This is a genomic window from Nitrosospira sp. TNL300, from assembly GCF_055385915.1.
Genome location: NZ_AP041005.1, coordinates 1,482,647 through 1,508,024, shown reverse-complemented (window position 1 = coordinate 1,508,024; position 25,378 = coordinate 1,482,647). Strand labels below are relative to the sequence as shown.

General features: G+C 54.7%; 27 protein-coding genes. 5 read left to right on the top strand and 22 right to left on the bottom strand.

Going from position 1 to position 25,378, the window contains the following annotated elements; all coding sequences use genetic code 11:
- Positions 1–66: 66 nt before the first annotated feature.
- From flgJ to flgB, 9 genes are all read right to left on the bottom strand, one after another.
- Positions 67–1,071, bottom strand: coding sequence for a flagellar assembly peptidoglycan hydrolase FlgJ (gene flgJ / locus ACZ5BW_RS06915; protein WP_464543530.1), 1,005 nt, complete (start codon positions 1,069–1,071; stop codon positions 67–69).
- Positions 1,071–2,204, bottom strand: coding sequence for a flagellar basal body P-ring protein FlgI (locus ACZ5BW_RS06910; RefSeq protein ID WP_464543529.1), 1,134 nt, complete (start codon positions 2,202–2,204; stop codon positions 1,071–1,073). The genes flgJ and ACZ5BW_RS06910 overlap by 1 nt, the downstream gene beginning before the upstream one ends.
- A 22-nt stretch (positions 2,205–2,226) precedes the next feature.
- Positions 2,227–2,871: a flagellar basal body L-ring protein FlgH gene (locus tag ACZ5BW_RS06905; RefSeq protein WP_464543528.1), complete on the bottom strand. Its 645-nt coding sequence runs from the start codon at positions 2,869–2,871 to the stop codon at positions 2,227–2,229.
- 126 nt (positions 2,872–2,997) lie between these two features.
- Positions 2,998–3,780 (bottom strand): flagellar basal-body rod protein FlgG, encoded by a 783-nt coding sequence (gene flgG, locus ACZ5BW_RS06900; RefSeq protein ID WP_464543527.1) that lies wholly within the window; start codon positions 3,778–3,780, stop codon positions 2,998–3,000.
- 94 nt (positions 3,781–3,874) lie between these two features.
- Positions 3,875–4,627, bottom strand: a complete 753-nt coding sequence (locus tag ACZ5BW_RS06895; protein ID WP_464543526.1) for a flagellar basal body rod protein FlgF — start codon at positions 4,625–4,627, stop codon at positions 3,875–3,877.
- Positions 4,628–4,657: 30 nt separating this feature from the next.
- On the bottom strand, positions 4,658–5,881 hold the full coding sequence (flgE, locus tag ACZ5BW_RS06890; protein WP_464543524.1) for a flagellar hook protein FlgE: 1,224 nt from the start codon (positions 5,879–5,881) through the stop codon (positions 4,658–4,660).
- A 113-nt stretch (positions 5,882–5,994) separates the two neighbouring features.
- Positions 5,995–6,663: a flagellar hook assembly protein FlgD gene (gene flgD, locus ACZ5BW_RS06885; protein WP_464543523.1), complete on the bottom strand. Its 669-nt coding sequence runs from the start codon at positions 6,661–6,663 to the stop codon at positions 5,995–5,997.
- 9 nt (positions 6,664–6,672) lie between these two features.
- Complete coding sequence (flgC, locus tag ACZ5BW_RS06880) at positions 6,673–7,092, bottom strand: flagellar basal body rod protein FlgC (RefSeq protein WP_074707279.1); 420 nt, start codon at positions 7,090–7,092, stop codon at positions 6,673–6,675.
- Positions 7,093–7,106: 14 nt separating this feature from the next.
- The gene (gene flgB / locus ACZ5BW_RS06875) at positions 7,107–7,511 is read right to left on the bottom strand and encodes a flagellar basal body rod protein FlgB (protein WP_464543522.1); all 405 of its coding nucleotides are present in this window, start codon (positions 7,509–7,511) and stop codon (positions 7,107–7,109) included.
- Positions 7,512–7,884: 373 nt separating this feature from the next.
- On the opposite strand from flgB, the gene flgA reads away from it, so the two are divergent.
- The 3 genes from flgA to ACZ5BW_RS06860 all read left to right on the top strand — a co-directional run bounded on the left by flgA (position 7,885) and on the right by ACZ5BW_RS06860 (position 9,744).
- Complete coding sequence (flgA, locus tag ACZ5BW_RS06870; protein ID WP_464543521.1) at positions 7,885–8,631, top strand: flagellar basal body P-ring formation chaperone FlgA; 747 nt, start codon at positions 7,885–7,887, stop codon at positions 8,629–8,631.
- Between the two features lie 290 nt (positions 8,632–8,921).
- Positions 8,922–9,260, top strand: coding sequence for a flagellar biosynthesis anti-sigma factor FlgM (flgM, locus tag ACZ5BW_RS06865; RefSeq protein WP_464543520.1), 339 nt, complete (start codon positions 8,922–8,924; stop codon positions 9,258–9,260).
- A 7-nt stretch (positions 9,261–9,267) separates the two neighbouring features.
- On the top strand, positions 9,268–9,744 hold the full coding sequence (locus tag ACZ5BW_RS06860) for a flagella synthesis protein FlgN (protein ID WP_464543519.1): 477 nt from the start codon (positions 9,268–9,270) through the stop codon (positions 9,742–9,744).
- A gap of 38 nt (positions 9,745–9,782) precedes the next feature.
- Here ACZ5BW_RS06860 and ACZ5BW_RS06855 read toward each other — a convergent pair whose 3' ends face one another.
- The 13 genes from ACZ5BW_RS06855 to flhD form a co-directional block, all read right to left on the bottom strand.
- Positions 9,783–10,289 (bottom strand): hypothetical protein, encoded by a 507-nt coding sequence (locus tag ACZ5BW_RS06855; RefSeq protein WP_464543518.1) that lies wholly within the window; start codon positions 10,287–10,289, stop codon positions 9,783–9,785.
- Positions 10,290–10,753: 464 nt separating this feature from the next.
- Positions 10,754–11,623: a flagellar motor protein MotD gene (gene motD, locus ACZ5BW_RS06850; RefSeq protein ID WP_464543516.1), complete on the bottom strand. Its 870-nt coding sequence runs from the start codon at positions 11,621–11,623 to the stop codon at positions 10,754–10,756.
- 66 nt (positions 11,624–11,689) lie between these two features.
- Positions 11,690–11,929, bottom strand: coding sequence for a hypothetical protein (locus tag ACZ5BW_RS06845; RefSeq protein ID WP_464543515.1), 240 nt, complete (start codon positions 11,927–11,929; stop codon positions 11,690–11,692).
- Positions 11,930–11,989: 60 nt separating this feature from the next.
- The gene (locus ACZ5BW_RS06840; RefSeq protein WP_464543514.1) at positions 11,990–12,730 is read right to left on the bottom strand and encodes a flagellar motor protein; all 741 of its coding nucleotides are present in this window, start codon (positions 12,728–12,730) and stop codon (positions 11,990–11,992) included.
- On the bottom strand, positions 12,712–13,440 hold the full coding sequence (locus ACZ5BW_RS06835; RefSeq protein WP_464543513.1) for an RNA polymerase sigma factor FliA: 729 nt from the start codon (positions 13,438–13,440) through the stop codon (positions 12,712–12,714). Before ACZ5BW_RS06835 ends, ACZ5BW_RS06840 begins: the two co-directional genes overlap by 19 nt.
- Positions 13,441–13,451: 11 nt before the next feature.
- Positions 13,452–14,345 (bottom strand): AAA family ATPase, encoded by an 894-nt coding sequence (locus ACZ5BW_RS06830; RefSeq protein WP_464543512.1) that lies wholly within the window; start codon positions 14,343–14,345, stop codon positions 13,452–13,454.
- Positions 14,338–16,014 carry a flagellar biosynthesis protein FlhF gene (flhF, locus tag ACZ5BW_RS06825; protein ID WP_464543511.1) on the bottom strand — a complete coding sequence of 559 codons (1,677 nt, stop codon included), beginning with the start codon at positions 16,012–16,014 and terminating at the stop codon, positions 14,338–14,340. The genes ACZ5BW_RS06830 and flhF overlap by 8 nt, the downstream gene beginning before the upstream one ends.
- Complete coding sequence (gene flhA / locus ACZ5BW_RS06820; RefSeq protein WP_464543510.1) at positions 16,011–18,089, bottom strand: flagellar biosynthesis protein FlhA; 2,079 nt, start codon at positions 18,087–18,089, stop codon at positions 16,011–16,013. The genes flhF and flhA overlap by 4 nt, the downstream gene beginning before the upstream one ends.
- Before the next feature lie 2 nt (positions 18,090–18,091).
- A complete protein-coding gene (gene flhB / locus ACZ5BW_RS06815; protein WP_464543509.1) occupies positions 18,092–19,270 on the bottom strand; it encodes a flagellar biosynthesis protein FlhB in 1,179 nt (392 codons plus the stop codon).
- Positions 19,271–19,544: 274 nt separating this feature from the next.
- Positions 19,545–20,471 carry a flagellar motor protein MotB gene (gene motB, locus ACZ5BW_RS06810; protein ID WP_464543507.1) on the bottom strand — a complete coding sequence of 309 codons (927 nt, stop codon included), beginning with the start codon at positions 20,469–20,471 and terminating at the stop codon, positions 19,545–19,547.
- A 21-nt stretch (positions 20,472–20,492) separates the two neighbouring features.
- A complete protein-coding gene (gene motA / locus ACZ5BW_RS06805; protein WP_464543506.1) occupies positions 20,493–21,353 on the bottom strand; it encodes a flagellar motor stator protein MotA in 861 nt (286 codons plus the stop codon).
- Between the two features lie 354 nt (positions 21,354–21,707).
- A complete protein-coding gene (flhC, locus tag ACZ5BW_RS06800) occupies positions 21,708–22,256 on the bottom strand; it encodes a flagellar transcriptional regulator FlhC (RefSeq protein WP_464543505.1) in 549 nt (182 codons plus the stop codon).
- Positions 22,257–22,334: 78 nt separating this feature from the next.
- Entirely contained in the window at positions 22,335–22,652 is a 318-nt protein-coding gene (flhD, locus tag ACZ5BW_RS06795; protein WP_464543504.1) for a flagellar transcriptional regulator FlhD, read from the bottom strand.
- A gap of 402 nt (positions 22,653–23,054) precedes the next feature.
- On the opposite strand from flhD, the gene ACZ5BW_RS06790 reads away from it, so the two are divergent.
- The gene (locus ACZ5BW_RS06790) at positions 23,055–24,188 is read left to right on the top strand and encodes an RNA-guided endonuclease TnpB family protein (protein WP_464543503.1); all 1,134 of its coding nucleotides are present in this window, start codon (positions 23,055–23,057) and stop codon (positions 24,186–24,188) included.
- 586 nt (positions 24,189–24,774) lie between these two features.
- Positions 24,775–25,212, top strand: a complete 438-nt coding sequence (locus ACZ5BW_RS06785) for a hypothetical protein (RefSeq protein WP_464543502.1) — start codon at positions 24,775–24,777, stop codon at positions 25,210–25,212.
- Positions 25,213–25,378 lie beyond the last annotated feature (166 nt).

Sequence of the window (25,378 nt, the reverse complement as noted above, 5' to 3'; positions counted from 1 at the left end):
TCGGGTTGAAAATATTTAGGGGAGCAGTGAAAATCCTCCGAGGGGTTTATCAGGGATTCTCACCACTTACGACTCAGGACCAAAGGTCGTTTTGATAATCCGGCCTAACTTGTCTCCATAGGCTGGATCCGTAGCATAGCCGGCCCGCTGCAGGGCATGGGCGAATCCTTCGGCATCGAGCCTCTGCACCGCTTGCCTGAGTACTTCCGTGTAACGCGGATTGGTGCTCAAAAGGTTGGCATAGTCGCGGAAAGCTTCGGCGTAGGATGGATAAGCGCGAAATTTCTCCACCCTCTTATGCGCAATGCCATTGATATATTCTGTCGTGACCGCTTCCACCACAGGCCCCTTCCAGCCGGCGCCCGCTTTTATGCCAAACAGGTTGTGGCTGGGAGTTCCATCCGTAGCGCGCAGCTCGCGTTTTCCCCATCCGCTTTCCAGTGCTGCCTGCCCGAGCATGAACTGGACCGGGATGCCTGTTGCCTGGCTCACTTCCTGGGCATATGCACCTACCCTTGCCTTGAACTCGGACACATGCGCAGGTACTTCGCTCGCCTGCGAGCCCTCCTGTTCCAGCCTGGATGGCTCCGACTGTCCCGCTCCAGACCACCCTGGTTGATGCAGTCGTTCCTGCCTCTCCACTGTTGGCGCGTAACCCCGCAAACCCGGATACTTCCCTGCCTCCGCTGGAGAACGTGGCGTTGATTGATCCAAAGTATGGACCTCGGGGTTTTGCGGAGTCTGCGCTCTTTCCGTTGAATCGGGCGGTGCGGCATGGCGCAACTGGCGCACCATGATCTCGGCAAGGCCGATGCCGCGCGCAGCCATAGTCTGGGAAAACTGTTGATCCAGCATCGAGAGATACAGCCGGCTCTGTTCGCTCTCCATCAGATCGTCTTTAGGAGTGGCATCGCGCATGCTTTTCAGCAGCATGTTCAGAAAGAGCGCTTCGAACTGCCTGGCTGCGGCTTCAAGACCAGCCTCGCCGGTTTTTTTTGATTCCACGCGTAGCCCGTTCACCGCCTGGACGTCAAGGGCGAAGCGCGTGGATAGATCGACCGAAGCCGCCATCAGATGATTTCCAGCTCAGCCCGCAGCGCACCGGCCGACTTCATCGCCTGCAAAATTGCCAGCAGATCCTGCGGCGTCGCACCGATTGCGTTCAATGCCTTTACTACTTCGGCCAGCGAGGCGCCTTCAACCATCGTCAACATACCCGACTCCTGCTTGATTTCTATGGTCGAGCGCTGCGCCTGTACGGTCCGCCCCGACGAAAATGGTCCAGGCTGGCTGATCACGGGTTCCGTACTGATGACGACCGTCAGGTTTCCGTGAGCAATCGCGCATTGATCTACCGTTGCCGCCTGATTCATGACCACTGAACCGGTGCGGCTGTTCACGATCACTCGGGCCGGCATTTGTGCGGCATTGATCGCAAGGCTTTCCATCTCCGCCAGAAATGCCACCCTTTGATCGCTTTCTGCAGGTGTCCGTACCTGGATGGCCCGGCCATCCAGTGCAGCGGCCGTACCCATGCCGAAGCGTGTGTTGACCGCATCCACGATCCGTTTCGCCGTGGAGAAATCGGTGGCATTCAGTTCGAGGCGGATCATGCCATCCTGTCCCAGTGCTACCGGTACCGCACGTTCGACTGTCGCCCCACCGGGAATACGACCGGCATTCAGATGATTGACCTGGACTTTACTTCCGCTGGCGGCGGCGCCTATTCCAACGACCAGCAGGTTACCCTGAGCCACTCCGTAGACCTGACCGTCGATTCCCTTGAGCGGAGTCATCAGCAAGGTACCTCCGCGCAAGCTCCTGGCATTACCCATGCTGGATACCGTGACGTCGATCGCCTGGCCCGGCTGGGCAAGCGGCGGAAGCGCAGCTGTGACCATTACAGCCGCCACATTCCTCAACCGCATGTTCGTCCCGGGCGGCACATTGACGCCCAGTTGCATCAGCATATTATTAAGACTTTGAATGGTAAACGGTGTCTGAACGGTCTGATCGCCTGTCCCATCCAGCCCCACTACCAGCCCGTAGCCAACGAGCTGGTTGGTGCGTATGCCCTGAATCGATGCGAGATCCTTGATGCGCTCTGCCTGAACAGGCGCGGAAAAGATCCATAAACCCACCCATGCGCAGAAGAAGCCGAACCAGGCCGGGGCAGCGATTCCTGTTGAAACCGGGTATCTCATGGATTCACCTCAGGTGCGCCCTTCAGAACGGCGCAACGGTCAGAAAGAAGCGTGAAAGCCAGCCCATGGTTTGCGCCTCGTCGATATAGCCGTTCGCCTTATACTCGATGCGCGCATCCGCCACCTGGATCGATGATACGGTATTGTTGATCACGGTTTGCGGGCGCACAACGCCGGAAAAACGGATGTACTCCGAGCCCTGGGTCATTGCCAGCTGTTTTTCGCCACTTACCACCAGATAACCGTTGGGCAGCACATCGATCACAGTAACGGTAATCGTGCCGCTGAAATTATTGGTGGAAGCCGCTTCGCCCTTACCTGCGAAATCATTGGACGAGGACGCCCCGAGATCGATTTTTTTTGTGATAGGCACGCCAAACACGATTGGCGGAATGCCGAAACTCAGATCGCCATTCTTGTTGGCGCTGCTGTTGGAGCGCTTGCTGGCATTGGTTCGCTCGGTGAGGAGAATCACCACGGTATCGCCGATCTGGCGCGCCCGCCGGTCGATGAACAAGGAGTGGTATTGATCGACGTCCTGATAAACCGACCCGTTGCCGGGAGGCGCGGGATGCGGTACCGCGCGCGCAGACATAGGTTGGTGAATGATTGGCGCAGGCGTCGGGAGACTGACGCAACCGGAGAGCGCGAGCAGCACTACTGTCATGAAACCGAGGACTCGTGTGCGTCCCTTCGCTGAGAAACTCAAAACCATTTTGTGCCGCCATGATTCTTGATTGCCATCGACGCTTCAGCCGTGGACATTTGAATGTTCGACCCGATTACTGCCGATCTATAGCTGAGTCAGGCGTTGCAACATCTGGTCCGACGTTTGCACCGACTTGCTATTGATCTCGTACGCCCGTTGCGTCTGAATCATATTGACCAGCTCCTCCACCACGTTGACATTGGAGGTTTCCACATATCCCTGGTTGAGTAGCCCGGCTCCATCCGTGCCGGGATTGGTCACGTTCGGAGTGCCACTCGATGCTGTTTCCACATAAAGATTTTCGCCCACGCTCTGCAAGCCGACAGGATTGACAAATGTGGCAAGCTGCAGATGGCCCACCTGAACGGCCGCGGTGGAATCCGGGGTGGTTACGGAAACGACTCCATCACGGCCCACAGTGATGCTCTGGGCGTTCGGCGGAATGGTGATCGCGGGTTGAACGTAATAGCCGCTGGACGTCACCAGTTGCCCCTCGAAATCAGTCTGGAACGAACCGTCCCGGGTATAGGCCGTCGATCCGTCGGGTCGCAACACCTGGAAAAATCCCTGCCCCTGGATAGCGACGTCCTTGGAATTTCCGGTCTGCTGCAAGTTTCCCTGGGTAAATATACGCTCGGTGGCAACAGGCCTGACGCCGGTTCCGAGCTGCAGGCCGGAAGGCAGCTGGGTTTGCTGTGAGGATTGTGCGCCCGGTTGGCGGAGCGTCTGGTACAGCAGGTCTTCAAAAACGGCACGCGAGCGCTTGAAGCCGTTTGTGCTGACATTCGCCAGGTTATTGGCAATGACATCCATCTGCGTCTGCTGCGCATCAAGCCCGGTCTTGGAAATCCAAAGTGATCGAATCACATCAACTCCATGAAAAATTATTTTCTATTATCTGGTTACAATCACTAATCAAGGTGATATATCAATACGGAAGTGTGCAGGATTCTTCCCTGCCTCACCCACTGATCGACAGGAGCTGGCTTGCCCGTTGGGCATTGCCTTCCGCATTCTGCAACAGCTTCATATGCGTCTCGAACTGGCGGGAAAGGGAAATCATGTCCACCATCGCCTCCACGACATTGACGTTGCTCCCCTCCAGCGCACCGCTGCTCAAGGTAACGTTTCCATCCGCCTCCGCCTCGCCACCGCCGCTGAGCCGGAAGAGTCCATCAGGGCCGCGCACGAGTTGCGCTTCGGGTGGATTAACCAGCTTGATTCGGCCCACAGCAACAGCCAGATTGGGCTCGCTCGTCCCGGCCCCGGCGGGCACCGTGGAAACTGTGCCGTCGTTGCCTATGGTAACTTTCGCATTGGGCTGGATGGAAATCAGCCCGGTATCGCCCAGCACGTTCAACCCGTCGCGGGTCTGCAATACGCCATTGGTACTGACATGAAGATCACCGTTGCGGGTGTAAGCCTCGCTACCGTCCGCCAGTTGCACCGCGATCCACCCCGCCCCCTGTATTGCTACGTCTAGCTCACGTCCGGTGTTCTGCGCAGTGCCCGGACGGAAATCCGCCCCGACACTTGAATCCACCACAAATGCCCTTGTAGCGAGGGTATCGCTGAACACCGGCACAGCGCGCAGCGCATTTATTTCAGCGCGGTATCCGGGAGTGTTCGCGTTCGCCAGATTGTGAGATACCCCAGCGTGCTGTCCCAGCGTGTGCTTGGCGCCCGTCATGGCAACATAAATCATGCGGTCCATATTTACTCCAATGATTGCCTGCTAATCGGATTACTTCAGATTCACTACTGTCTGAAGTATCTGATCCTGAGTCTTGATGGTCTGGGCATTGGCCTGATAAACGCGTTGGGCGGTAATCATATTGACGAGCTCGGAGGTAAGCTCCACGTTCGAATCCTCAACTGCGCCCGCCTGCAGCACACCCAGGCCGCCGGTATTCGGCGCGGCTACCAGCGCCGCGCCTGAAGCGGAAGTTTCTTTCCAGGCATTATCGCCGGCTGCTTGCAAACCCTGGGGGTTGGCAAAATTGGCCAGTGCGATCTGCCCCATGGAGAGAAATTTACCGTTGGAATAACTGCCGCGCACCACCCCATCCTCGCCGATAGAGAAACCAGTGAGCTGGCCGGGTGCGTACCCGTCCTGCGATAACGCATTGATACCGAAACTGGAACCAAATTGAGTCGTGTTTGCGAAATCGATATCGAAAGCGAGGGGATTGGCCCCGGTGGTGACGGGAGCCGTCACACTGAAGCTGCTGGAGCTCAAGGGGTCGAGATTACCGTTGGACAAGAAATTCAATGTGCCAATCGACGAACCACCATTGAGGAGAGTGCCATCGTTGGCAGCGAACACATCCCAGCTGTTGGCTGCCGTCTTGACGAAATATGTCGATAATGGAGTCGAATTGCCCAGACTGTCATAGACCGAAAGCGAGGTTGAGCTTTGATAAGTCGCCGGATCCGTCAGATCGAAGGCGGCCGCACTCAACGGCGTCCCGCGCGAATCGAGATTGACCAGTGCGTTCACCTGCGTCGTGGGGGCAGGTGGCAGGTCCGCAGTGGAAAGCCTTAAATCGGTGGGCGTACCGGAATTGATCTGTCCGGCTGAGTTGGCCATATAGCCGGTAAGGCGAAGGCCACTGCTGTTGACGATATAACCATCCTTGTCCGGATGAAATTGACCGTTGCGCGAATAGCTGATCGTGCCCTGGTCGCTTAAACGGTAGAAACCCGCACCGCTGATTGCGATATCGAACGGATTGTTGGATATGGTAATACTTCCCTGGCTGAACTGCTGAGCAATTCCGGCCACCTTGACGCCGATGCCGGCCTGCGTGCTGCCACCACCGCCCGACAACGAATTGGCGAACATATCCGCAAACTGCGCCTGTGACTGCTTGAAGCCGACAGTATTCGTATTGGCTACATTATTACCAATGACATCGAGGTTTTTCGATGCCGCATTCAAACCACTTAAACCCTGCTGAAAACTCATGTTTTCGCCTCCCCTGCCTGCTCGTTAGTACGGAATACCGTGATAAATGCCAAATGCCCTGTAGCTGAAACGGCTTTCGGCCGTCTTCCTGACTCTTCCTACCCTTGAACAACCTAAAAAATCTGCCGGATATCGGCCAATCCGACCATTCCCAACGTGCCGACATCCAGTTGCACGCCTTGATTTCCCTGGGACACACCTTGAACGGTTGCCGCAGCCAATGCCTGTACTTCCACCTTCTGATCGCCGCGCAGCGCGGCAACGCTTATGCTGTAGTTCCCGTCTGCCGCCTGGCTGCCATCACTCGTCTTGCCATCCCATACCAACTCGAGGGAACCCGCCGCCCGGGGGCCGAGATTCATGACTTGAATCTCGCGGCCGGCCGCGTCATGTATTCTTACTTTCACCTCATCCGCGGGTTGCGTCAGCTCAATGCCGAACCGCGCCGCCCCGCCGGCCAACTGCAAGGTGGAGCCGGGCACAAGCACTTCTCTTCCGATCATGCCGGCGGCTTGCAGCGATTGCCCCGCGGTAAAGTTGTCGGCAATGGCTTGAATGGTTGCATTAAGTCTCTCGACACCGTTCACGGTGCTGATCTGGGCAAGCTGTGTGGTGACTTGCGCATTGTCGAGAGGATTGAGCGGATCCTGGTTTTTCATTTGGGTAACCAGCAGCTTGAGAAACCGGTCCTGCAGGTCTTGTTCTGCCGGTTTGGCAGTGCTTCCGGTTCCATAAGCGGCAAATGGATTACTTGCCGACTGTGTATTCTGAATAGTGCTCATGGAGGTTTCCTATTGTCCGATCGTCAGTGTTTTCAGCAGTAATGTCTTCGCGGTATTCATCATGTCCACATTGTTCTGGTATGAGCGCGAAGCGGAAATCATATCGACCATCTCTTCCACCACATTTACATTCGGCATGGTGACAAATCCCTCCGGATTCGCCATCGGATGCGAAGGTTCGTATACCATCTTCATGGGAGATTGGTCCTCGATTACCCCGGAGACCCTCACGCCATGGGTACCGTTGGAGATACCGTTGTCCCCTGTAGGCGAAGTGCTCATGAACACGACTTGCTTTGCCTTGTACGGCTGTCCATTGGAACTCGCCGCGCTGTCCGCGTTTGCCAGGTTGCTTGCAACCACATTGAGGCGCTGATTCTGGGCTGTCATGGCCGACCCGGCCACGGTAAAGATATTGAAAAGAGACATATTCCGCTTTCTCCCTAACCCTGGATGGCAGTCCGCATCTGCCTGATCTGGTCGCTGATGAATGTGAGATTGGCCTCATAGTGAATGGCGTTATCGGCAAACTGGTTGCGCTCCACATCCATATCGACCGTGTTCCCGTCCACACTGCCTTGTACGGCGGTCCTGTACAGCAATTGCTGCCCCGCCGCCACCCCTGTCCCTGTTGGAGAAGCAATATGATTCGGCGCACTTGTGACGAGGATGACGCCGCGCCTTCCGGTCAATGCGCCTTCCATCACTTCCTTGAAATTAATGTCACGCGCCTTGTATTGGGGCGTATCTGCATTCGCAATGTTTGAAGCAATCAATTGCTGCCTGTGCGCCCGCAGACTGGCCGCGTCCTGATAAAATCGAAATGCATGGTCAAGCTTATCGATCACGGAAATCTCCCCCTTCTCTCAATCTCACTTCCTGTTGATATGGATAAACGAAAACATCTTATTAGGGATGCAAGTTGTCCAAAACCCGGATCAAAAGGGGATAAATCCCCTAAATCCCCTTATCTCGACTTTGAAATCAGATTCCGCAGCCGTTGCAGCTTCTGGATTTCCCATCCCTCCAATTGCCTAGGGACCCACTACGGGTCCATTGCAGCAACAATCACGTAAGGAAGCAGGCAATCGCACAGTGATATCGTATAGGGATAATGCCCTGAATAGCGGAAAAAACACCTCTCATTTCCACCGCTACCCGGAACTCGTGCGCACTAGAATCCTGTAGTTGCTCACCGGAAGCATTTTTTTGAGAGTCCATATGCCTGCCATCCATCTTCGACTACTATCCGGGTTATTGTCCTGTAGCCCGAGCCTGCTCATTCTCCTACCCTTGATTCTCCCCTCGTCCGTCTCCGCAACAGCCTCTGCCCCGGCAATTGCAAGGCAGGATCCGCATGGCGTCCAACAGGCGGTTTTGAGCTTCCTGCAGATGCAGTCGATCGGTCTTCCCGGCGAGGTGGAAATCACGCCGGGGCCGATCGATGCGCGGGTGGCGCTGCCGGCTTGCACGGCGCTTGAACCCTCCTTGCCGCCGGGCACCCGCCCCTGGGGAAATACAACCGTCATGGTGCAGTGTACGGCACCCAACCCTTGGACCATTTACGTGCGCGCTACCGTAAAAGTCGTGGCTGACTATCTGGTAACCACCAGACCACTGAGACAGGGACAGGTAATTGCGGCTTCAGACTTGACCAGCCGGAAAGGCGATCTCACCCAGCTTCCACCAGGTATCGTCACCGACTGGAATCAGGCAATTGGCAGAACCTTGGGAGGCAGCCTCCCTTTCGGAAGTCCGCTGCGCCAGGATATGCTTCGCGCTCAGACAGCCGTAATACAGAATCAGACTGTGAAGCTTGTCTCCAGCGGACGAGGGTTCAGTGTGAGCGCGGAAGGCAAAGCGCTTACCCATGCAACAGAGGGCCAGGTGGTAAAAGTTCGAAGCGCTTCGGGCACGGTTGTAAGCGGCATTGCCCGGGCAGGCGCCATCGTTGAAGTAACTTATTGATCGGAATGCGCGGCAAACCTCGCCCAATAAGTGTGGTTTCGAGGAAAGCGCCGATCTGGTCGGCGCGATCAATATCCTGGCGGCAGGACATGCCGTGTTGGCCTGTGGAGGAACGGCGCAGTCGGGCCGTCCAGCGAAGCAGGAACCCGCCGAAGCGACTATGCAGGAGTTCGCTCTTGTTTAGCGCCGCAGGAATCACCTTCCTTCAGGTGGGCGAGGATGTCAAAAACCTCAAGTTTCCTCCGGGTTCTCCGTTAAACTGTCTACGGTCAAACTGAGGAGACAAGCAATTGAAAATAGAGAACTCAATCAAAACAGAGTCTGTCAAGCCGGTTAACGAGGGACAGCCGTCTCCCGGTAAATCGGGACAGCGCGCTGCAGCAAATGCTGCCACCTCGGGTGCAAGGGGTGCAAGTGGTGCGAGTAGCGCGAATAGCATAAGCACCAATATTCAACTGAGTGGGCAACTGCAAAATATCGAGAAAAATTTGTCGAAGGGCGAGGTTTTTGATGCTGAGCGGGTAGCAGAAATCAAGCAGGCCATCAGTGAAGGCCGTTTTACGGTCAACGCGGACAAAGTGGCTGACGGATTACTTGACACTGTCCATGACCTGATTCGAAGCAGGTAGGGACAAATTGAATAACGCTGTTTTCGATCCCATTGCCGGCATTGCTAACGAGCGCGATGCCGTACGAGTGTTCATCGACGTGCTGCGCAGGGAGCAGCATGCCTTGCACCAGGCGGATGTGTCTGTGCTCTTGCTACTCGCAGCGGAAAAAGCAAGTCATGCCCAGCAGCTTGCCGAGCTTGCCCAGGCCCGCGAGCAGTGGCTTGCAGTGCCTGACTCCCTCGAAGATCAGGGCGATATGGAACGCAGGCTGGCAGATCATCCCACCGCGGCTATGGCCTGGCAGGAACTGCTCCAGTTGACTGAAACCGCCCACCAGATAAACGAAATCAACGGTATTCTCGTGAACCAGCGCCTCCGTTATAACCAGCAAAGACTTTCTGCATTACAGGCTGCTGCCTGTGGCCTCCATGATAGTGGTCTTTATGGCTCCGATGGTCAACCACGGACCTTTTCCGGTGGACGTCGGCTCGGCGAGATCTAAGGAAGTAAAACAGGACGCGGCCCCCTTTATCATAACTGTTACGTGGACGACTTGAGTTTGTCTATTCCAGTTAAAAACTGGCTACTTGGATAATGGGCAATTTCTTTACTGAGCGTATCTACAAGAGCTTTCTCCATAACTTGTACGCCATTCACGCCCCGAAAGTTCGACCTGAATGCCGGAAAGAATTTCGTCCTCATTAGTCCAGTAACGAGATCAAGTGCTTCATCTGAATCAGTGCCCTCATAGAAAATAGAATCGTCCGCTGTATGATCGTAATAAATCTCTGACCCGGATTTTGGTTTTTCTGTTGGCTTCAAACGCCGGAGCGGAGTATCAGACCACTTTAGCCTGGCAAGAAGCTTCAACTTACAATTACCTTCACCAGGCTGCCCTCTCCGCCCCTTCGGAATCATGAATGTCCAGATGTAGCCGGGGTAGCGGTCTTTCAATTTTTCAAGTTGGGGTTTGCTGGAAACGAACCGTCCCAGCATGTCATTTTTGACATTTTCTTCAAATTCTTTCCAGTAATAAAAAACATCCAATATTATTTCTCCTTATTTTTTGCCATAGGTTTTTCTTATTTTCGCATGTCAGGTTGTGAAAAAACTGCATCTCAATCTCGGCCCCCTGTTAAGCGCCCTGCTCTTCGGGCGAACTGGATTCCCCACGTCACAACTCTTGCGGTTATTACACTGACGAGACGTCTATAAACCCAAGGAATATTGTGATCACTTAATCGGACTTTCGCGCCATCAGACCACGCTGTTTCCTGAATCACTGATCACTTGATTACGCAAGATCATCCAGTGCGAGTGATCGACTTCGGCGAGAGCAACAGGAGGGATATATCGGCGAAGCCCGGTGCACTGGTATCTTTGCTTGAAGCGTCCATGCGCTCTCCTCTACAGGGAATTCGACCCTTAAGATTGGAGCAGGCCTTGGACGCCGAGGTCTTGAAATGCGGACGTCTTGAATGGGGAGGCTGCTGAATCCCCGCAGGAAAAACTTATGTTAGTTTCTCTCGCCGAAAAAGGCAAGCGGTTCTCTCAGAATCCGCTGCCGTCGCGGACTCGGTTTCCTGTGACGTGTCCTCAAGGCTATCGGACAATGGATTGTGTTCTGGATTGGAGAGGATCATGACGGTAACGCGTCGATTACGCGTGCGGCCATCTTCGGTATCGTTCGAATCCACGGGCCGGTTCTCGCCATAGCCCACAGCAGTCAGCCGTGCCGCTTCTACTCCGCTGCCGATGAGCAATCGAACCACGCTGCTGGCCCGCACTGCTGATAATTCCCAGTTGGAAGGGAATTTATCGGTGACGATCGGAATACTGTCCGTATGGCCTTCCACCTGGATGGGATAGTCGTTATCTTTCAGCACCTGCGCCACCGCTTCAAGAACCCGCGCGGAGTTTTGTTCCAGAACTGCCTGCCCCGGCGCAAATAATACCCTGGCATTGATTTCCACAGCCAGTCCCCGGCTGCTCGGAATCACCCTCACCTGCCCGTTCTCGATAAGCGAGCTGAATGGCTGAAAGGCCGCCACGACATCCCTTGCGATAACTTCCATTGCTTCCTGCTGCCGGCGCTGCGCCTCGGCCAGACGACGCGCCTTTTTTATTGCCCGATCCTCTTCCGGTGACTCCTGGACAGGCGACAAGGGCGCGGACTCAGGCGTAATGAGTACGCTTCGATCCGGCTGCGCACCGAATGTGCTCACCAGCGAACCGGCCACTCGCTGGTATTTGCCTTCGTTTAACTGTGAAACTGCATACATCATGACAAACAGCGCGAGCAGCAGCGTGATAAAGTCAGCGTAGGATACGAGCCACCGCTCGTGATTTTCACGCTCTTCCAGTTTGCGTTTGCGGGCCATAGGAATTAGCTGGAGGGGATACTCTATCAGCGCTGCTTACGTTATCTTCTTTTATTGGTTGCCGATCTATTCTTTATCGCTCGCCCTGCGCCCGCCTTTGCGCCGGTCCGGATTTCTTCTTTCGCTTGCTCCCCGGCTATTGGGGTCGCGCCGTTCTACGCCTGCACGTCTTTCTCCCTGGCGTCTCTCCACGTACACGCCATCCTTCATCGGTCTTTGCCTGTCATCTCCAGACATATCCGTTTCGTTGGCTTCGTTGGCTTCGTCTTCGTTTGTGATAGCTGTTTTGTCACTGTTTTTCATCATTTCTCCTGAATGGAACGATTGTTCTACTGAGCAAGCTGCACGATTCGACGGAAGGTTTCGTCATACAACATATCCCTTCAGCCGTTCTGCAATAAGCCGTGGATTCTCGCCTTTTGCAATTCCTACCAAGCCATCGACCAGCATATCGCGCAGCAATACCTGACGGGCAATGAGGGTCTTCAGCTTATTTGCAATAGGCAGAAATGCAAGATTTGCCAGGCCGACACCATAAATGGTCGCGACGAATGCGACGGCGATACCCGCGCCAAGGTCGGCAGGATTGGACAGGTTCTCCATTACCTGGATTAATCCCATCACCGCTCCAAGGATGCCGATAGTCGGTGCATAACCTCCGGCTGCTTCCCATACCTTGGCCCCCTGATGGTGGAGATCCTCGAAAGTCTCGATCTCCACTTCCAGCACGCGCTGCAACACCTTGGGTTCGGTTCCGTCCACCACCATCTGCAGTCCTTTTCTCACGAAAGGATCGTCGATGCCTTCAACATGATTATCGAGTGCCAGCAAACCCTCCTTGCGCGCAGCAGCGCTCCAGGTTGCGATATGTTGTACCAACGCCTCGGGGTTGAGCACTGGCGGAACAAATATCCAGCGGCTCATTTTCATGGCAAGTACAAACTGGCGGACTGGACTTTGCAGCAGGACAGCTCCCAGCGTCCCGCCCAGCACGACTACGAGGGAAGTAACCTGAATGAGCGATGCGTGGTGTCCCCCTTCGAGCACTTGCCCGCCAAAAACGGCAACCAGTGCAATACTGATACCGATTATGCTATTGAAGTCCATGCGCTTTCCTTGAGTCGCACACGTAGTCGGGCAACCGCCTGGCTATGTATTTGACATATTCTCGATTCGGAGACGCCTAAAACGGCGCCGATTTCCTTGAAATTCAGTTCCTGCTCGTAGTACAGCCCCATCAGCGTTTTTTCGCGCTCGGGCAGAGCCTCTATCGCGTTGATCAAAATCTGGCGCAAATCGCCGTCGAGCAGCGCCCCCAGCGGATCGGCAGTATTATCGGCACAGTTGCGCTCCAGAAAATCGTCGTCCTCATCGTCCGAAAAATCCTCATAATGGATGAGCTGAGTCCCTCTTGCTTCAAACAGCATCTGCTGGTAATTTTCGATCGACACGCCGAGTTCTTCGGCGATCTGCCGCTCCGAAGGAGAGCGGCCCAGGCGCTGTTGCAACACATTGATAGCGCCCTCGATCTGGCGCATGGCCCTTCGAGCTCCTCGTGGAAGCCAGTCCAGCTGGCGCAGTTCGTCGAGCATGGCGCCGCGGATGCGTTGCTGCGCATAGGTTTCGAATTGTGCGCCGGGCATCTCCTCATACCGGTTCAACGCCTCCATCAGGCCGATCATTCCGACCTGTATCAGGTCGTCTGCTTCCACACTGACAGGCAATCTCGCCATCATGTGATTAGCGATCCGTTTTACAAGCGGGGTAAACTCCACGATCTGCTGCTGTTTATCGATCATGCCGACCGAAGTGTACATGCTGTTCCTCACTATGACTCTGCTGTAACGGCATTCATTCTGGCACCCTGACTGCCGGCACTGCCTTGCAGCAAACATTGCATGAAGCGTTCGAGACCTCGCCCTTCATCCTCCTCGAACGGCCAGTGAGTCAACGATTCCGCCGCATGCTGGAACGCTGCCCCGAAGGACGCAGCCGAAAGAGATTTGGGCAACGGGTTACCAGGACAAAGCTTGTGCTCGTACGGTATATACCCCAGGAACTGGAGCGAAATCCCCAGATAACGCCTGGCAGCGCTCTCCATATTGCTGAAAATGGTATTTGCTTCGATTCCTGTAACTGCTTTATTGATCAGAATGTGGTAGCGCCGTTTATTCTGGCAGTTTCCGTTGATATGCTTGATCAGCGCATAGGCCGCAGTAATGGAAGCGGCTTCGGGCGAAGCAACCACAACGATTTCATGACTTGAAAGAGCAAGCGAAAGCGAGCGGCTGGCCCTGCCCGGCACAGCATCGATCAGGACCACGTCGAATGGCGGCGTTATATGCGCGAAAGATCCGATCAGATGGGCCCGGTCACCGGCGTTGAGTTTTTCAAGGGCGCGCATGCCCTGCCCCGCGGGCAGGATCGAAAATCCGTGGACGCTCCTGACAACCACCTCCTGCACGGTTTTGTCGCGTCGAATGACATCCAGCAGGTCGCGGTGCGCGTTCAACCCCAACAGTCCGCATACATTGCCTGCGCCCGTGTTCTCGTCGATTACCAGCACGCTTTTTCCATTGCGTGTCAGAGCCGCCGCGAGATTGATCACGGCTGTGGTCTTTCCCGCACCCGTTCCGCCGGATGTGAGTGTGACAATGCGCAGGAAATTCTGAACCAGCAATCGGCGCAGGCCCTCTGCCTGGTCATGGATCGGCTCAGTCAAGGAACACCTCGCCCGTATCCGGCCCGATTCCGCTACACTCGCGACTTGTCCCGGCTATCGAGCATGAATGGTCGATAGGGGTAAAAGACGTGGCGTCCTGGAACTGAGGAAAATGAGCAAACTGCGAGAGATCGTCGAACATGCGGTTTACCAGAGACTCGGCATCCGCGAGCTCGATATCCTCGGGGACCCGCTGGCCATGAGCGACGTAGTAGAGAGGCAAGCTGTGGCGCATGGCTATATCAAGCGCACAGCCCGTTACCACCGCTTCATCCAGCTTGCTGATGATGGCGCCCGCCAGACCATCGCCCCAGTAGGCCTGCGCAACTTCATCCAATGTATGCCAGCTCGAGGCAGCGTTGAGCAGCAGCAGGCGCTTGATTTCACTGCCGCAGCCGCTCAGCATGGCAACCTGTTCGGCCACCATCTGGTCGCGCTGCCCCACGCCAACCGTGTCGATCAGCACCATATGCTTACCGCGCAATTCATTCAACGCGAGCGTCAAGTCCTGCGTATCCCTCACCGCATGCACCGTGACCCCGAGAATCTTGCCATAAATCCGTAACTGCTCGTGCCCGCCTATGCGGTAGCTGTCGGTCGTCAGCAAAGCGACCTTGCTCGCGCCGTGGCGGACAACACAACGCGCTGCGAGCTTCGCAGTAGTCGTCGTCTTACCCACACCGGTCGGCCCTACCAGTGCGTAAACACCTCCCTTCTCCAGAATTTCGTTCTCATTCCCGATAGTCTGGAGGCTGTCTGTCAGCGTCGTTCTTACCCAGCTCATGGCTGCGCTTGCGTCCAGATTTCCTGGCAATTGATCCAGCAGCGCCTGCACGGAAGCATCATGGAGTCCTGCCGCCAGCAACTGGCGAAATAATTGCCCGCGCACCGGATCGCGCCTCTCCTGTTCGTTCCGGCTTAGTAAGGCAAGTTGCTGTTCCAATGTTGAATGCATGAAACGGACTTCCTTGAGAACACTCGCCGCAACCTTGTCCGCGACTTGAAGAGAATCCAGCGCAAGCCGCCGCTGCCTGCCGGGATTCATCCCGCCTGCCGTGCGGCGTGTATTCTCCGACCGTTTACGCCAGCTCCGGAAATCTGACACGTCGGTATTCCCCGCCGTGCTGCTCGCTTTGATGCGGGGTGTTCCTCTGCTGCTTTTCTTCGTCAACCCTTCTCCACTCTTCGTGGACTGCACGCGTCCCGTAGTTGCGCGAGGACGTTTGCTGGAAACTTGTGGAATGGTTTTTTTGTTCGTCCTGGCAACGTGACCCGTCTCTTGCGTCTTCTTTCGCGGCGAAGGAAGCGAATCAGCCTGAGGTGAATCTTCCACGGTTCTTTCAATTCTTGCCGCCTGCTCCGCACTCGCAGCAGGATGTACAGCAGGATTTCCGGGCTCGCTCCTGGAGACCGCAGGCGCGGGTGGCGACACTTCGGGTGAATAAAGCCCGTTCCTGTCCTCCTCACGCCGCCTTTGCTGCTGTCCATCTTCTTTCTGACGTTCCGGCGGCGGAAGCAACGCAGACATATCGCTATTGCTCAAGGCCAATATCTCGACACCGTCGTCTACCGCCCGGTTCGACAGAATCACTCCGTCTGACCCGAGCTCATCGCGTACCATGCGCAATGCTTCACTGGTTGTTTTGGCGAAAAATCGTTTGATAGTCATGCTCTGGCTCCAAGGATCGAAGTGACTTTAATATTGCTTGAATCGGGTACTTCCGCATGCGACAGTATTTTCAGTTGAGGTACGGCGCGGCGCAGAAAACGCGCCAGCAAGGTTCGAAGCGACGCCGGCACCAGCAACACGGGAACCAGTCCCACCTGCTCCTGCCGCTGACTGGCTCCAGCTGCCTCCCGAATAAGGGTATCGGCAAGTCCCGGCTCGATTCCCGCCCCCGTCGGACTGGCCTGCAAAGCTTGCGTCAGCAACCTTTCCAGTCCGGAATCAAGCGCCATCACCTGCAACTCGCTGGCTTGCGGCCATATCTGCTGGACGATTGACCGCCCCAACGCGATGCGCACCAGCGCCGTCAGCTCATGCGCATCCTGAACTTTCGAGGCGTGCTCGGCCAGGGCTTCGACGATGCTTCGCATGTCGCGGATATGCACATTCTCTTCGAGCAGATTCTGCAGCACCTTCTGCAGGGTGGAGAGCGGGAGCAGTTTCGGAACCATATCTTCCATCAGCTTGGGAGAATCCTTTGAGAGTCGATCCACTAGTTGCTGCACTTCGGTGCGGCCCAGCAATTCGGCAGCGTGGCTGTGCACTAGATGATTGAGATGGGTGGCAACGACAGTGCCTGCATCGACCACCGTATACCCGAGCGACTGGGCGCGCTCTCGCTGACCTGCTTCTATCCAGACAGCGGGCAGCCCGAAGGCCGGATCGGTGGTGGGAAGACCAGGCACGTTGCCGGATACGATGCCCGGATTGATGGCGAGATACTGCCCCACATTGACTTCACCGGTTCCAATAGCGACACCCTTGAGCGTTATCCGGTAACCGTTAGGGCGCAGTTCCAGATTGTCACGGATATGAACAGTCGGCGGAAGGTACCCGACCTCCTGGGCGAATTTCTTGCGCACGCCTTTGATCCGCCCGAGAAGCTCCCCGTCCTGGGCCTTGTCCACGAGCGAAATCAGCCGATAACCCACCTCCAGCCCCAGTATGTCCACAGGCATGACATCCTCCCAGCTCGCGTCCTGCGTCTCCACCTGGATAACGGGCGCTGTCGGCGCCTGCGATGCAAGCCGCTTGCGGCGCTGTTCCATCAGATAGGCGCCGCCACCGCACAATGCAGCCAGCAGCAGAAAGGCAATGTGGGGCATGCCAGGTATCAGGCCCATGAGGCCGATGATAGCGGCAGTCAAAGCCAATACCTGGGGATTTGAGAAAAGCTGGCCCGCCAGCTGAGTGCTGATATCCTCATCGGTGCCGACGCGGCTAACTATCAGGCCGGCAGCAGTAGAGATAATAAGCGCGGGAATCTGTGCCACCAGTCCGTCACCGATGGCAAGCAGGGTGTAATTTCTGGCGGCGGTCGCAAGATCGAGGTCATGCTGCAGGACGCCGACTATCAATCCGCCAATTACATTAATAAAGAGGATGAGAATTCCCGCTATCGCATCTCCTCTTACGAACTTGCTCGCGCCATCCATGGAACCGTAAAACTCCGCCTCCTGCGCAATGGAGACGCGCCGCCTGCCGGCCTCCTCCTCACCGATGAGGCCCGCGTTGAGGTCCGCATCGATTGCCATCTGCTTACCCGGCATGGCATCCAGCGTAAAGCGCGCGGAAACTTCCGCAATGCGGCCAGCACCCTTGGTGATCACGATAAAGTTGATCACCACCAGAATAACGAACACTACTATGCCGACTGTATAATTTCCGCCGACGAGGTAATGACCGAATGCCTCTATGACCTTTCCTGCCGCATCCGGACCGGTATGGCCTTGCATCAGCACCACGCGGGTAGACGCCACGTTGAGCGACAATCGCAGCAGCGTCGAAAGGAGCAGTACCGTGGGAAACACGGCAAAATCCAGCGGTTTGTGCGTATGGATGCTGACCAGCAGCACCATGATGGAAAGCGCGATGTTGAAGGTGAACATCATGTCCAGTAAAAATGCAGGCAGTGGCAGCACCATCATGCCGAGGATCATGAATATCAGCAGCGGGCCTGCAAGACTGCGCGCCCTCGCACCGCTAAACAGGTAAGTCAGTTTTGTCATCGCAGCCATCGTTATTCAGGTTTTCCAGTTCTTCCCGCTTTCTTGAACGCCTTGTTTTCCGGATCCAGCTCAGCCGGCACGGCAAGTTCCGGCAGGATTGGCGCCTTGCCACCAACCTGGCCATATTGCTGATGACGGCGCAATTGATAGACGTAGGCAAGCACCTCGGCGACGGCGTTATAGAGGGCCTGGGGAATTTCATCTCCCAGCTCAGCATGCTGATAGAGGGCACGGGCCAGCGGTGGGGCTTCCAGCACCGGTACTTTGTGCTGATGTCCTACCTCGCGGATTTTCAGGGCCAACAGATGGACACCCTTGGCGACGACACGGGGCGCGCGCATCTTGCCATCTTCGTATTTGAGCGCGACGGAGTAATGGGTAGGGTTTGTGATAATCACATCCGCCCTGGGAATTTCGGTCATCATGCGCTTTCTTGCCATTTCGCGCTGCTGCGCACGGATACGCCCCTTGATTTGCGGATTACCCTCCGTTTCCTTGTTTTCCTGACGAACTTCTTCCTTCGTCATTCGGAGCTTGCGGTAGTGATCCCACAATCTGAACGGCACATCCACTGTGGCAATCAGTATCATGGTGCCTGCGATGGTAAAAAAACTCAGAGCAACCAGTTCGCCCATATGAGTTAAACCCGGGACGAGTGGCTGGGCGATGAGCGACAACACGGATTCCTTGTAATGCCAGATCGTCCATACCCCTGCGCCACCGATCAGCGCGGCTTTGAGGAGAGCTTTCGCCAATTCGATCAGGCTGTGCAGTGAAAACATCCGGCTTAAGCCGCTTAATGGATTTATCCGCTTGAAATCGGGATTGAGCGACTTCCAGCTGAAAAGCCATCCGGAAAGCAGCATGGGCGCAACCAGTGCGACCAGGATCATCAGTATCAGGAAGGGAGAGAAGGTAATCAGCACATGGAAGGATTGGTCGAACAGGCGCTCAACCAGGCGCGCCGACTCAAATCCGATTTCACGCGGGATATGCATCCCCTCCTTCATCAATCGGGCAAGCTGGCTGCTGAAGTGTCCGCCCACGAGCCAAAGGCCAGTCCCAGCTGTAATAAGGAGGGCAAATGTCGACAGTTCCGTGGAGCGCGGTGCCTGCCCCTCTTCACGAGACTTTTCCAGGCGTCTGGGGGACGCTGGTTCCGTTCGTTCCTGATCGCTCTCTTCGCTCACTGCAGATTCCTGTCACAACCCGAATGACTGATAACTCCACGTGGAATTACTGCGCGTGGATGACATGCGGCATTATTGAGCAGCTTGGGAGTGTGCTATCGGCGAAAAAGAACGCAATTTTCCCCATAATTCTCGCAGCATCGCGGAGGGGATCAACACAGGGGGTTTATTTACTCGGTGCGGAGCGGGATTTCCCGCGTTCGGACAGGATCAGTGAAGTGTTTTCCGCCAGGGGGAAGTGTTGCTGGATTTCCGGAATGGTGGCAACAGTTTCTCAGCTGGCCCTGCTGCGCAAGGTTTCGGGATTGACCGCGCCATTCGTTTTGACTTCCGTTGTTTCCGCGCCTTCCTTGCTTATTGCCTCGGCAGCCTTGTTGCTCATCACAATGATGCTGATACGCCGGTTGACGGGATTCGTCGGATCATTCCTGTCGAACAGGACTGCGGAACTCAAGCCCACCACGCGCATGATCTTTTGCTCATTCATTCCGCCGAGAATGAGCTCCCGGCGGGAAGCATTCGCACGATCGGCGGAGAGCTCCCAATTACTGTAATTTTTCTCGCCACTCGCGTAGGGAGTTGAATCCGTGTGACCGGAAAGGCTCAGCTTGTTGGGCATTTCGTTCAGCGCCCTGGCAAGTTTTTGCAGAATTTCCCGCGTATGCGGCTCCAGTTCAGCCTTGGCAAGCGCAAACATCGGCCGATTCTTGTCATCGATGATCTGAATGCGCAGGCCTTCCGTCGTAATATCCAGCAGTAACTGCTTCCTGAATTCATACATGGTGGGATTGGATTCGATCAGGCGCTCCAGGCGGCGCTTCAAGTCCTCCAGCCGGCGTGCATCACGTCGCTCCAGCTCAAGCTGCGCTGCCCTGAGGCTGAGCGGTTTTTCAGTGTTGTCCACATCCACCTTTTGTACCTGCCCGTCCCGACGCATCACATCTTTTCCGCCCCCCTGGATCAAACTTGTCCGGTCGCCGCTCCCGGGACTTCTTTCCGGTATCGATTCCAGCGGTCTCAGAAAGTATTCGGAAATACCTTGCAATTGAGCCCGTGTCGAAGAACCGAGCAGCCACATAAGCAGAAAGAACGCCATCATCGCAGTTACAAAATCTGCATAGGCAATCTTCCACTGGCCTCCGTGCCCCTGGCTTTGCCTCCTTACTTTCTTTATGACGATACGATGCTGCGTTCCGGCCACGGCTGACCTCTCCCCTCTTTCTTATTTGTCTCTTGCCCGTCTGACGTGATTTTCCAGTTCAGCGAAGCTGGGCCGCTCCGTCGAGTAGAGCACCTTTCGTCCAAATTCGACTGCCAGTGCAGGAGTATAGCCATTGATGCTCGCCAGCAAGGTGACCCGGATGCATTGCAGCATCTTCGTCGATTCATTGAGCCTCTGTTCCAGTATCGAGGCAAAGGGCCCCACAAATCCATACCCGAGAAGAATACCGAGGAAAGTTCCCACAAGCGCCTGGGCGACAAGCACACCCAGTTCCGAGGGCGGCAGTCCCACGGATGCCATCGTATGAATCACGCCCATTACCGCCGCGACTATGCCGAATGCCGGCATGCTGTCCGCCAACCGGATTATGCAATGCACGGGGATTTCGCCTTCCTGATGATGAGTCTCTATCTCGTTGTCCATCAGATTTTCCAGCTCGAATGCGTTGAGATTGCCTGCCGCCATGAGGCGGAGATAGTCGGTCAAGAACTCCAACGCAACGTGCTCAGCGAGAATATCGGGATAATTGGCAAAAATCGCACTTTCATTGGGATAATCGACATCAGGCTCGATCGACATCAATCCTTCCTTGCGAACCTTGACCAGAAGATCATAGAGCAGCCCCATCAGGTCCATATACAAGGCTTTGGTGTACCGGGGACTCTGTACAGCCTTGGGAAGTGACTTGAAGGTGGCCTTGAGGGCTTTTTTCGTATTGCCCAGGGTAAACGCGCCCATGGCCGCACCCCCGATCATGAGAAGCTCAACCGGTTGAAACAGGGCAGCCAGGTGTCCACCGGACAAAGCAAAACCGCCGAACACCGACGCCAGCACGACGAGAGATCCAATAATGACCAACATCTTTTTCTGATATTTCCTGTATCGACTATTGCATTGCTGGAATAGGTAATTTTAGAAGCATGCCGGTAGTCCAGGAGTGCCTGCCGCCGCTCCGCCTCATCATGGTTCTTCCACGATAAAACTGCGGTAAGGCAGACAAAATCCTGGATCGTGTTCTCTATAACGGGTCAAACCCGCCGGACTTTAGTCCATCGACCCGTGTGTTCATTGCCACCGGGAAAGTAAGCGGAAAAAAGCGAAAGGCAGCCGGAAAGAATCCGGCTCAGAAGAGAAAGAGGTTGGATGCTGGCGGAGAACAATGTCCTCCGCGCGGAACAAGGATTGCGCGAGTATGGGAGTGCCGGGTGCTACGGGTTATATAGCTGCCTCTGCCACCATCCCTGTCCGCGCCTTGTTGGTTTTACCGGCTCGGGAAGGCATATTGCACAGTCCGCAAACGTAGCGGTGATGGAGATCGTTCGCGTGCACTACGAAATGCCCGCCGCATTGATTGCATGCAGTGGTCTGCATCAGTTTACTTTCAAAGAAGCGCACCAGCGTCCAGGCCCGGGTCAGGCTGAGTATCGGCTCCATCTCGCTGACCTGGCAGTGCTCCAGATAAAGCTTATAGCTCTTGATAATGGCGCTGATTCCCCGGCAGTCGCCATGAGCAATCAGATAGCGGTAAATGTCAGCGAATACGGAGGAATGTATATTGGGCTGCCACGTAAGAAACCAATCGGTGGAAAACGGCAGCATTCCCTTGGGTGGGGAAACGCCTTTCAGTTCCTTATAAAGCTTGATCAGCCGCTCGCGGCTCAGGGTGGTTTCAGACTCCAGTAACTGAAGACGCGCACCCAGGCGAATCAACTCGATCGCTGTCTTTATCTCGTTGGCTTCCGACACAATGCTTTTCTTGCGCATAACCGTTCCCCCTATCCTTATTCTTGCTCAGGAAGCTCGCTTCCCCAGAAATTCTCGGCAAATATTTCAGGAAATACTCTATGAAATTTCTTCAACCGGCTGCCCTGCAAGCAGGATTGCCGTATGAGATTGCGCCATCAATTTGTCTTTGGTGTAGTTGGCGAGCATGCCGAAGACCAGGTTGTCGTCGAAACGTATCCGGCACAACATCATGTTGGAGTTCGCCAGCTTGAGTATCTGCCCTGGGGTCAGAACTTCCAGGATATCGGCGATGTCCTTGCTTATCCCCAGTCTGAAAATCGCCATATCCTTGTCGGCAATTACCATCTGCTGGGCCAGCATGAGATAAGTGAGATTAAAGTCCTTGATTTCCGTTGTCAGTTCGTTGGCTTTCATTTTTACCTCCATCACAGTGAATGGGTGCATTGTGGAGGTTTGGAAGGAGGGAAAAAACCGGAGGTTGTCTGATTTGGGTGTAGAAAATGACAGCATTTCCGTGTAGGAAATTTTCCTACAGCAGAATACACCAGTTCGGGAGATGCCAGCGGAGCTGTATAACCTGCTCAAACGATGCCTGGAATGCGATACCGATGGCAGGTTACGCCGATTTTGGTTGATCAACGTCAACTTTTCATGAAACTTTAGCGGTCAATACCAAATTTTTAATAATTCTGCAAAAAAATTCTGATCGAAAAGCCGTCTATTTCATAGAATCCTCGCAAGGAAACCTGCGACTTCAGTCGCGGGAGGAATTGCATGATTGTTACAAGGTTCAGGTATTTCTTGTAAAATGCCTGAATGGAAGTTAAACGTGCTTACAAATTCCGGTTTTACCCGACGCCGCAGCAAGCGGAAGTTCTTGCCAGGACGTTCGGCTGCGCGCGTTTCGCCTACAACCACATGCTTCGCCAGCGCACTGACGCATGGTTTCAGCGAATGGAGAAGGTCAACTACAACCAGACTTCTGCGATGCTCACGGCACTCAAGAAAACTCCTGAGCATGCCTGGTTGAATGAGGTTTCCAGCGTCCCGGTACAGCAATCCCTGCGGCATTTGCAAACCGCTTTTTCCAACTTCTTTGCCAGGCGCGCCGGATACCCGGCATTCAAGCACAAGGACGGCGCCCAGGCGGCTGAGTACACGACTAGCGCGTTCAAATGGGACGGCAAAGCACTGAAGCTGGCGAAGATGGACAAATCTCTGAATATCCGCTTCTCGCGCACCCTCCCGAAAGCGGTTGTCGTTTCCACCGTCACAGTCAGCAAGGACACGGCCAACCGCTATTTCGTGTCCATGCTTTGCACGGATCAAGTCACCGCCAGGAACAAAGCAGTCGGAAAGATTGGCATTGATCTGGGCCTGACTCACTTCGCCATCCTCTCGACCGGCGAAAAGGTTGCTTCGCCCAACACATTCCGCAGGAATGAAACCAGACTGGCAAAGCTGCAACGCAGACTGGCGAAAAAACAGAAAGGCTCCGCAAACCGGCGCAAGGCCAGACTGAAAGTAGCCCGGCTGCACGCGAAGATTACCGATTCCCGCAGGGACTTCCTGCACAAACTTTCGACACGGCTGATAAACGAAAACCAAGTGATCGCCATTGAAAGTCTCGCTGTCAGCAACATGCAGAAGAACCGCTGCCTGTCGAAGTCGATCAGCGATGCAGGCTGGTCTGAATTCGCGCGGCAGCTTGAGTACAAGGCGCACTGGTATGGACGCGAACTGATCGGCATTGACAAATGGTATCCCTCGTCAAAACGCTGCTCCGGGTGCGGACATACCGCAAAGGCCATGCCTTTGAAGGTGCGCGAATGGACTTGCTCTGAATGCGGCAGTGTCCACGACCGCGACATCAATGCAGCGCGCAATGTTTTGGCCGCCGGACTGGCGGTGTCAGCCCATGGAGAAACTGTAAGTCCTGTTTGCATGTAAATGTGGATAGGCAAGGTTCTGTGAAGTGGGAATCCTCCGTCTTCAGACGGGGGGATGTCAACATGATCACTTGGCAATCTCCTGCGCTTGCAGACTGAAACTCCCTTATCGTTTGCGGAACTAAGTTTTATCAAACACTTGAAATTGATTCAACAATCATACCTGCAACCATATCCACAACTATAATATGATTGAATGAAGGAGTGTTTAATTTAAACTCTGTTCGCCAGACGATAAAATCGGAGCAACAAAGGATAAATTAATGAGATCGCTGATTCCCATAGTCCTCTTGTTATTACTTACTCAAGTTGCTTCTTGTAGTCGCCAGACGGAATCTAATAACCATCGTGTACCAGAAGCTACTAACTATAATGACTGCATTCTCCAGCATATGAAGGGTATTGGCAGTGATCTTGCTGCACGAGCGATCGATGAAGCCTGTGCTGCCAAATTTGGCGATTCTGAACCTCCGAAACAGACAAGTCTTTAATTTATGCCCAACAGATTTATCTTCAATTTTTTGTCCCACATCTATACTTTTATTTTATAAGCGTTTCTTAAAGACAACCGATTAAGGGAAAAAGTCTTGGGACTATACGAGATTGGTGCTGTTACCTACTGCACAAATGTTACTCCAGGCAAGTCTCTTTCCTCTGAGGAAGCGGAATACGTTGCATCTCAAGTCTCTGGGCTATTCCAATCACGCCTTGCAGAGAGTCCCTATGCGGAAGATGTTGGGGTTATCCGAACTGAATACAAGCTCGGTTGCGTTATCACTACCATTACTATCGGCGCATCGCTCGCGGGCCTTTACAAAATTATTGTCGATTACGAAAAATTCAAATCCGGACTGTCCCAATTAGCGAAAGATCTCAATGGCGTTTATGTTCGTGTTAAGCAATCCTTGCCCAGGAATGGCTCAACATACGTCATGAAAATAAATCTCCCGAATGAAAGAGTTCTAGAAGTCACTCTCAAAAAAGCTGAAAATCAAGAAAATCGGCATAGGGGTCGACTATTATAGGCCGCGCCCCTGCCACATCACGCGGCATGCAGATCCGCATCGGACAGTTCGAGAAATTAAGGTCATGAAAGACGGGGTACGCCCAGCGGTTGAAGTATGCGATGGTGAGCACCTGTTGAGGACTTTTACCTCCAAGACCACGCTCATGCTGGGCGCCCATAAACAA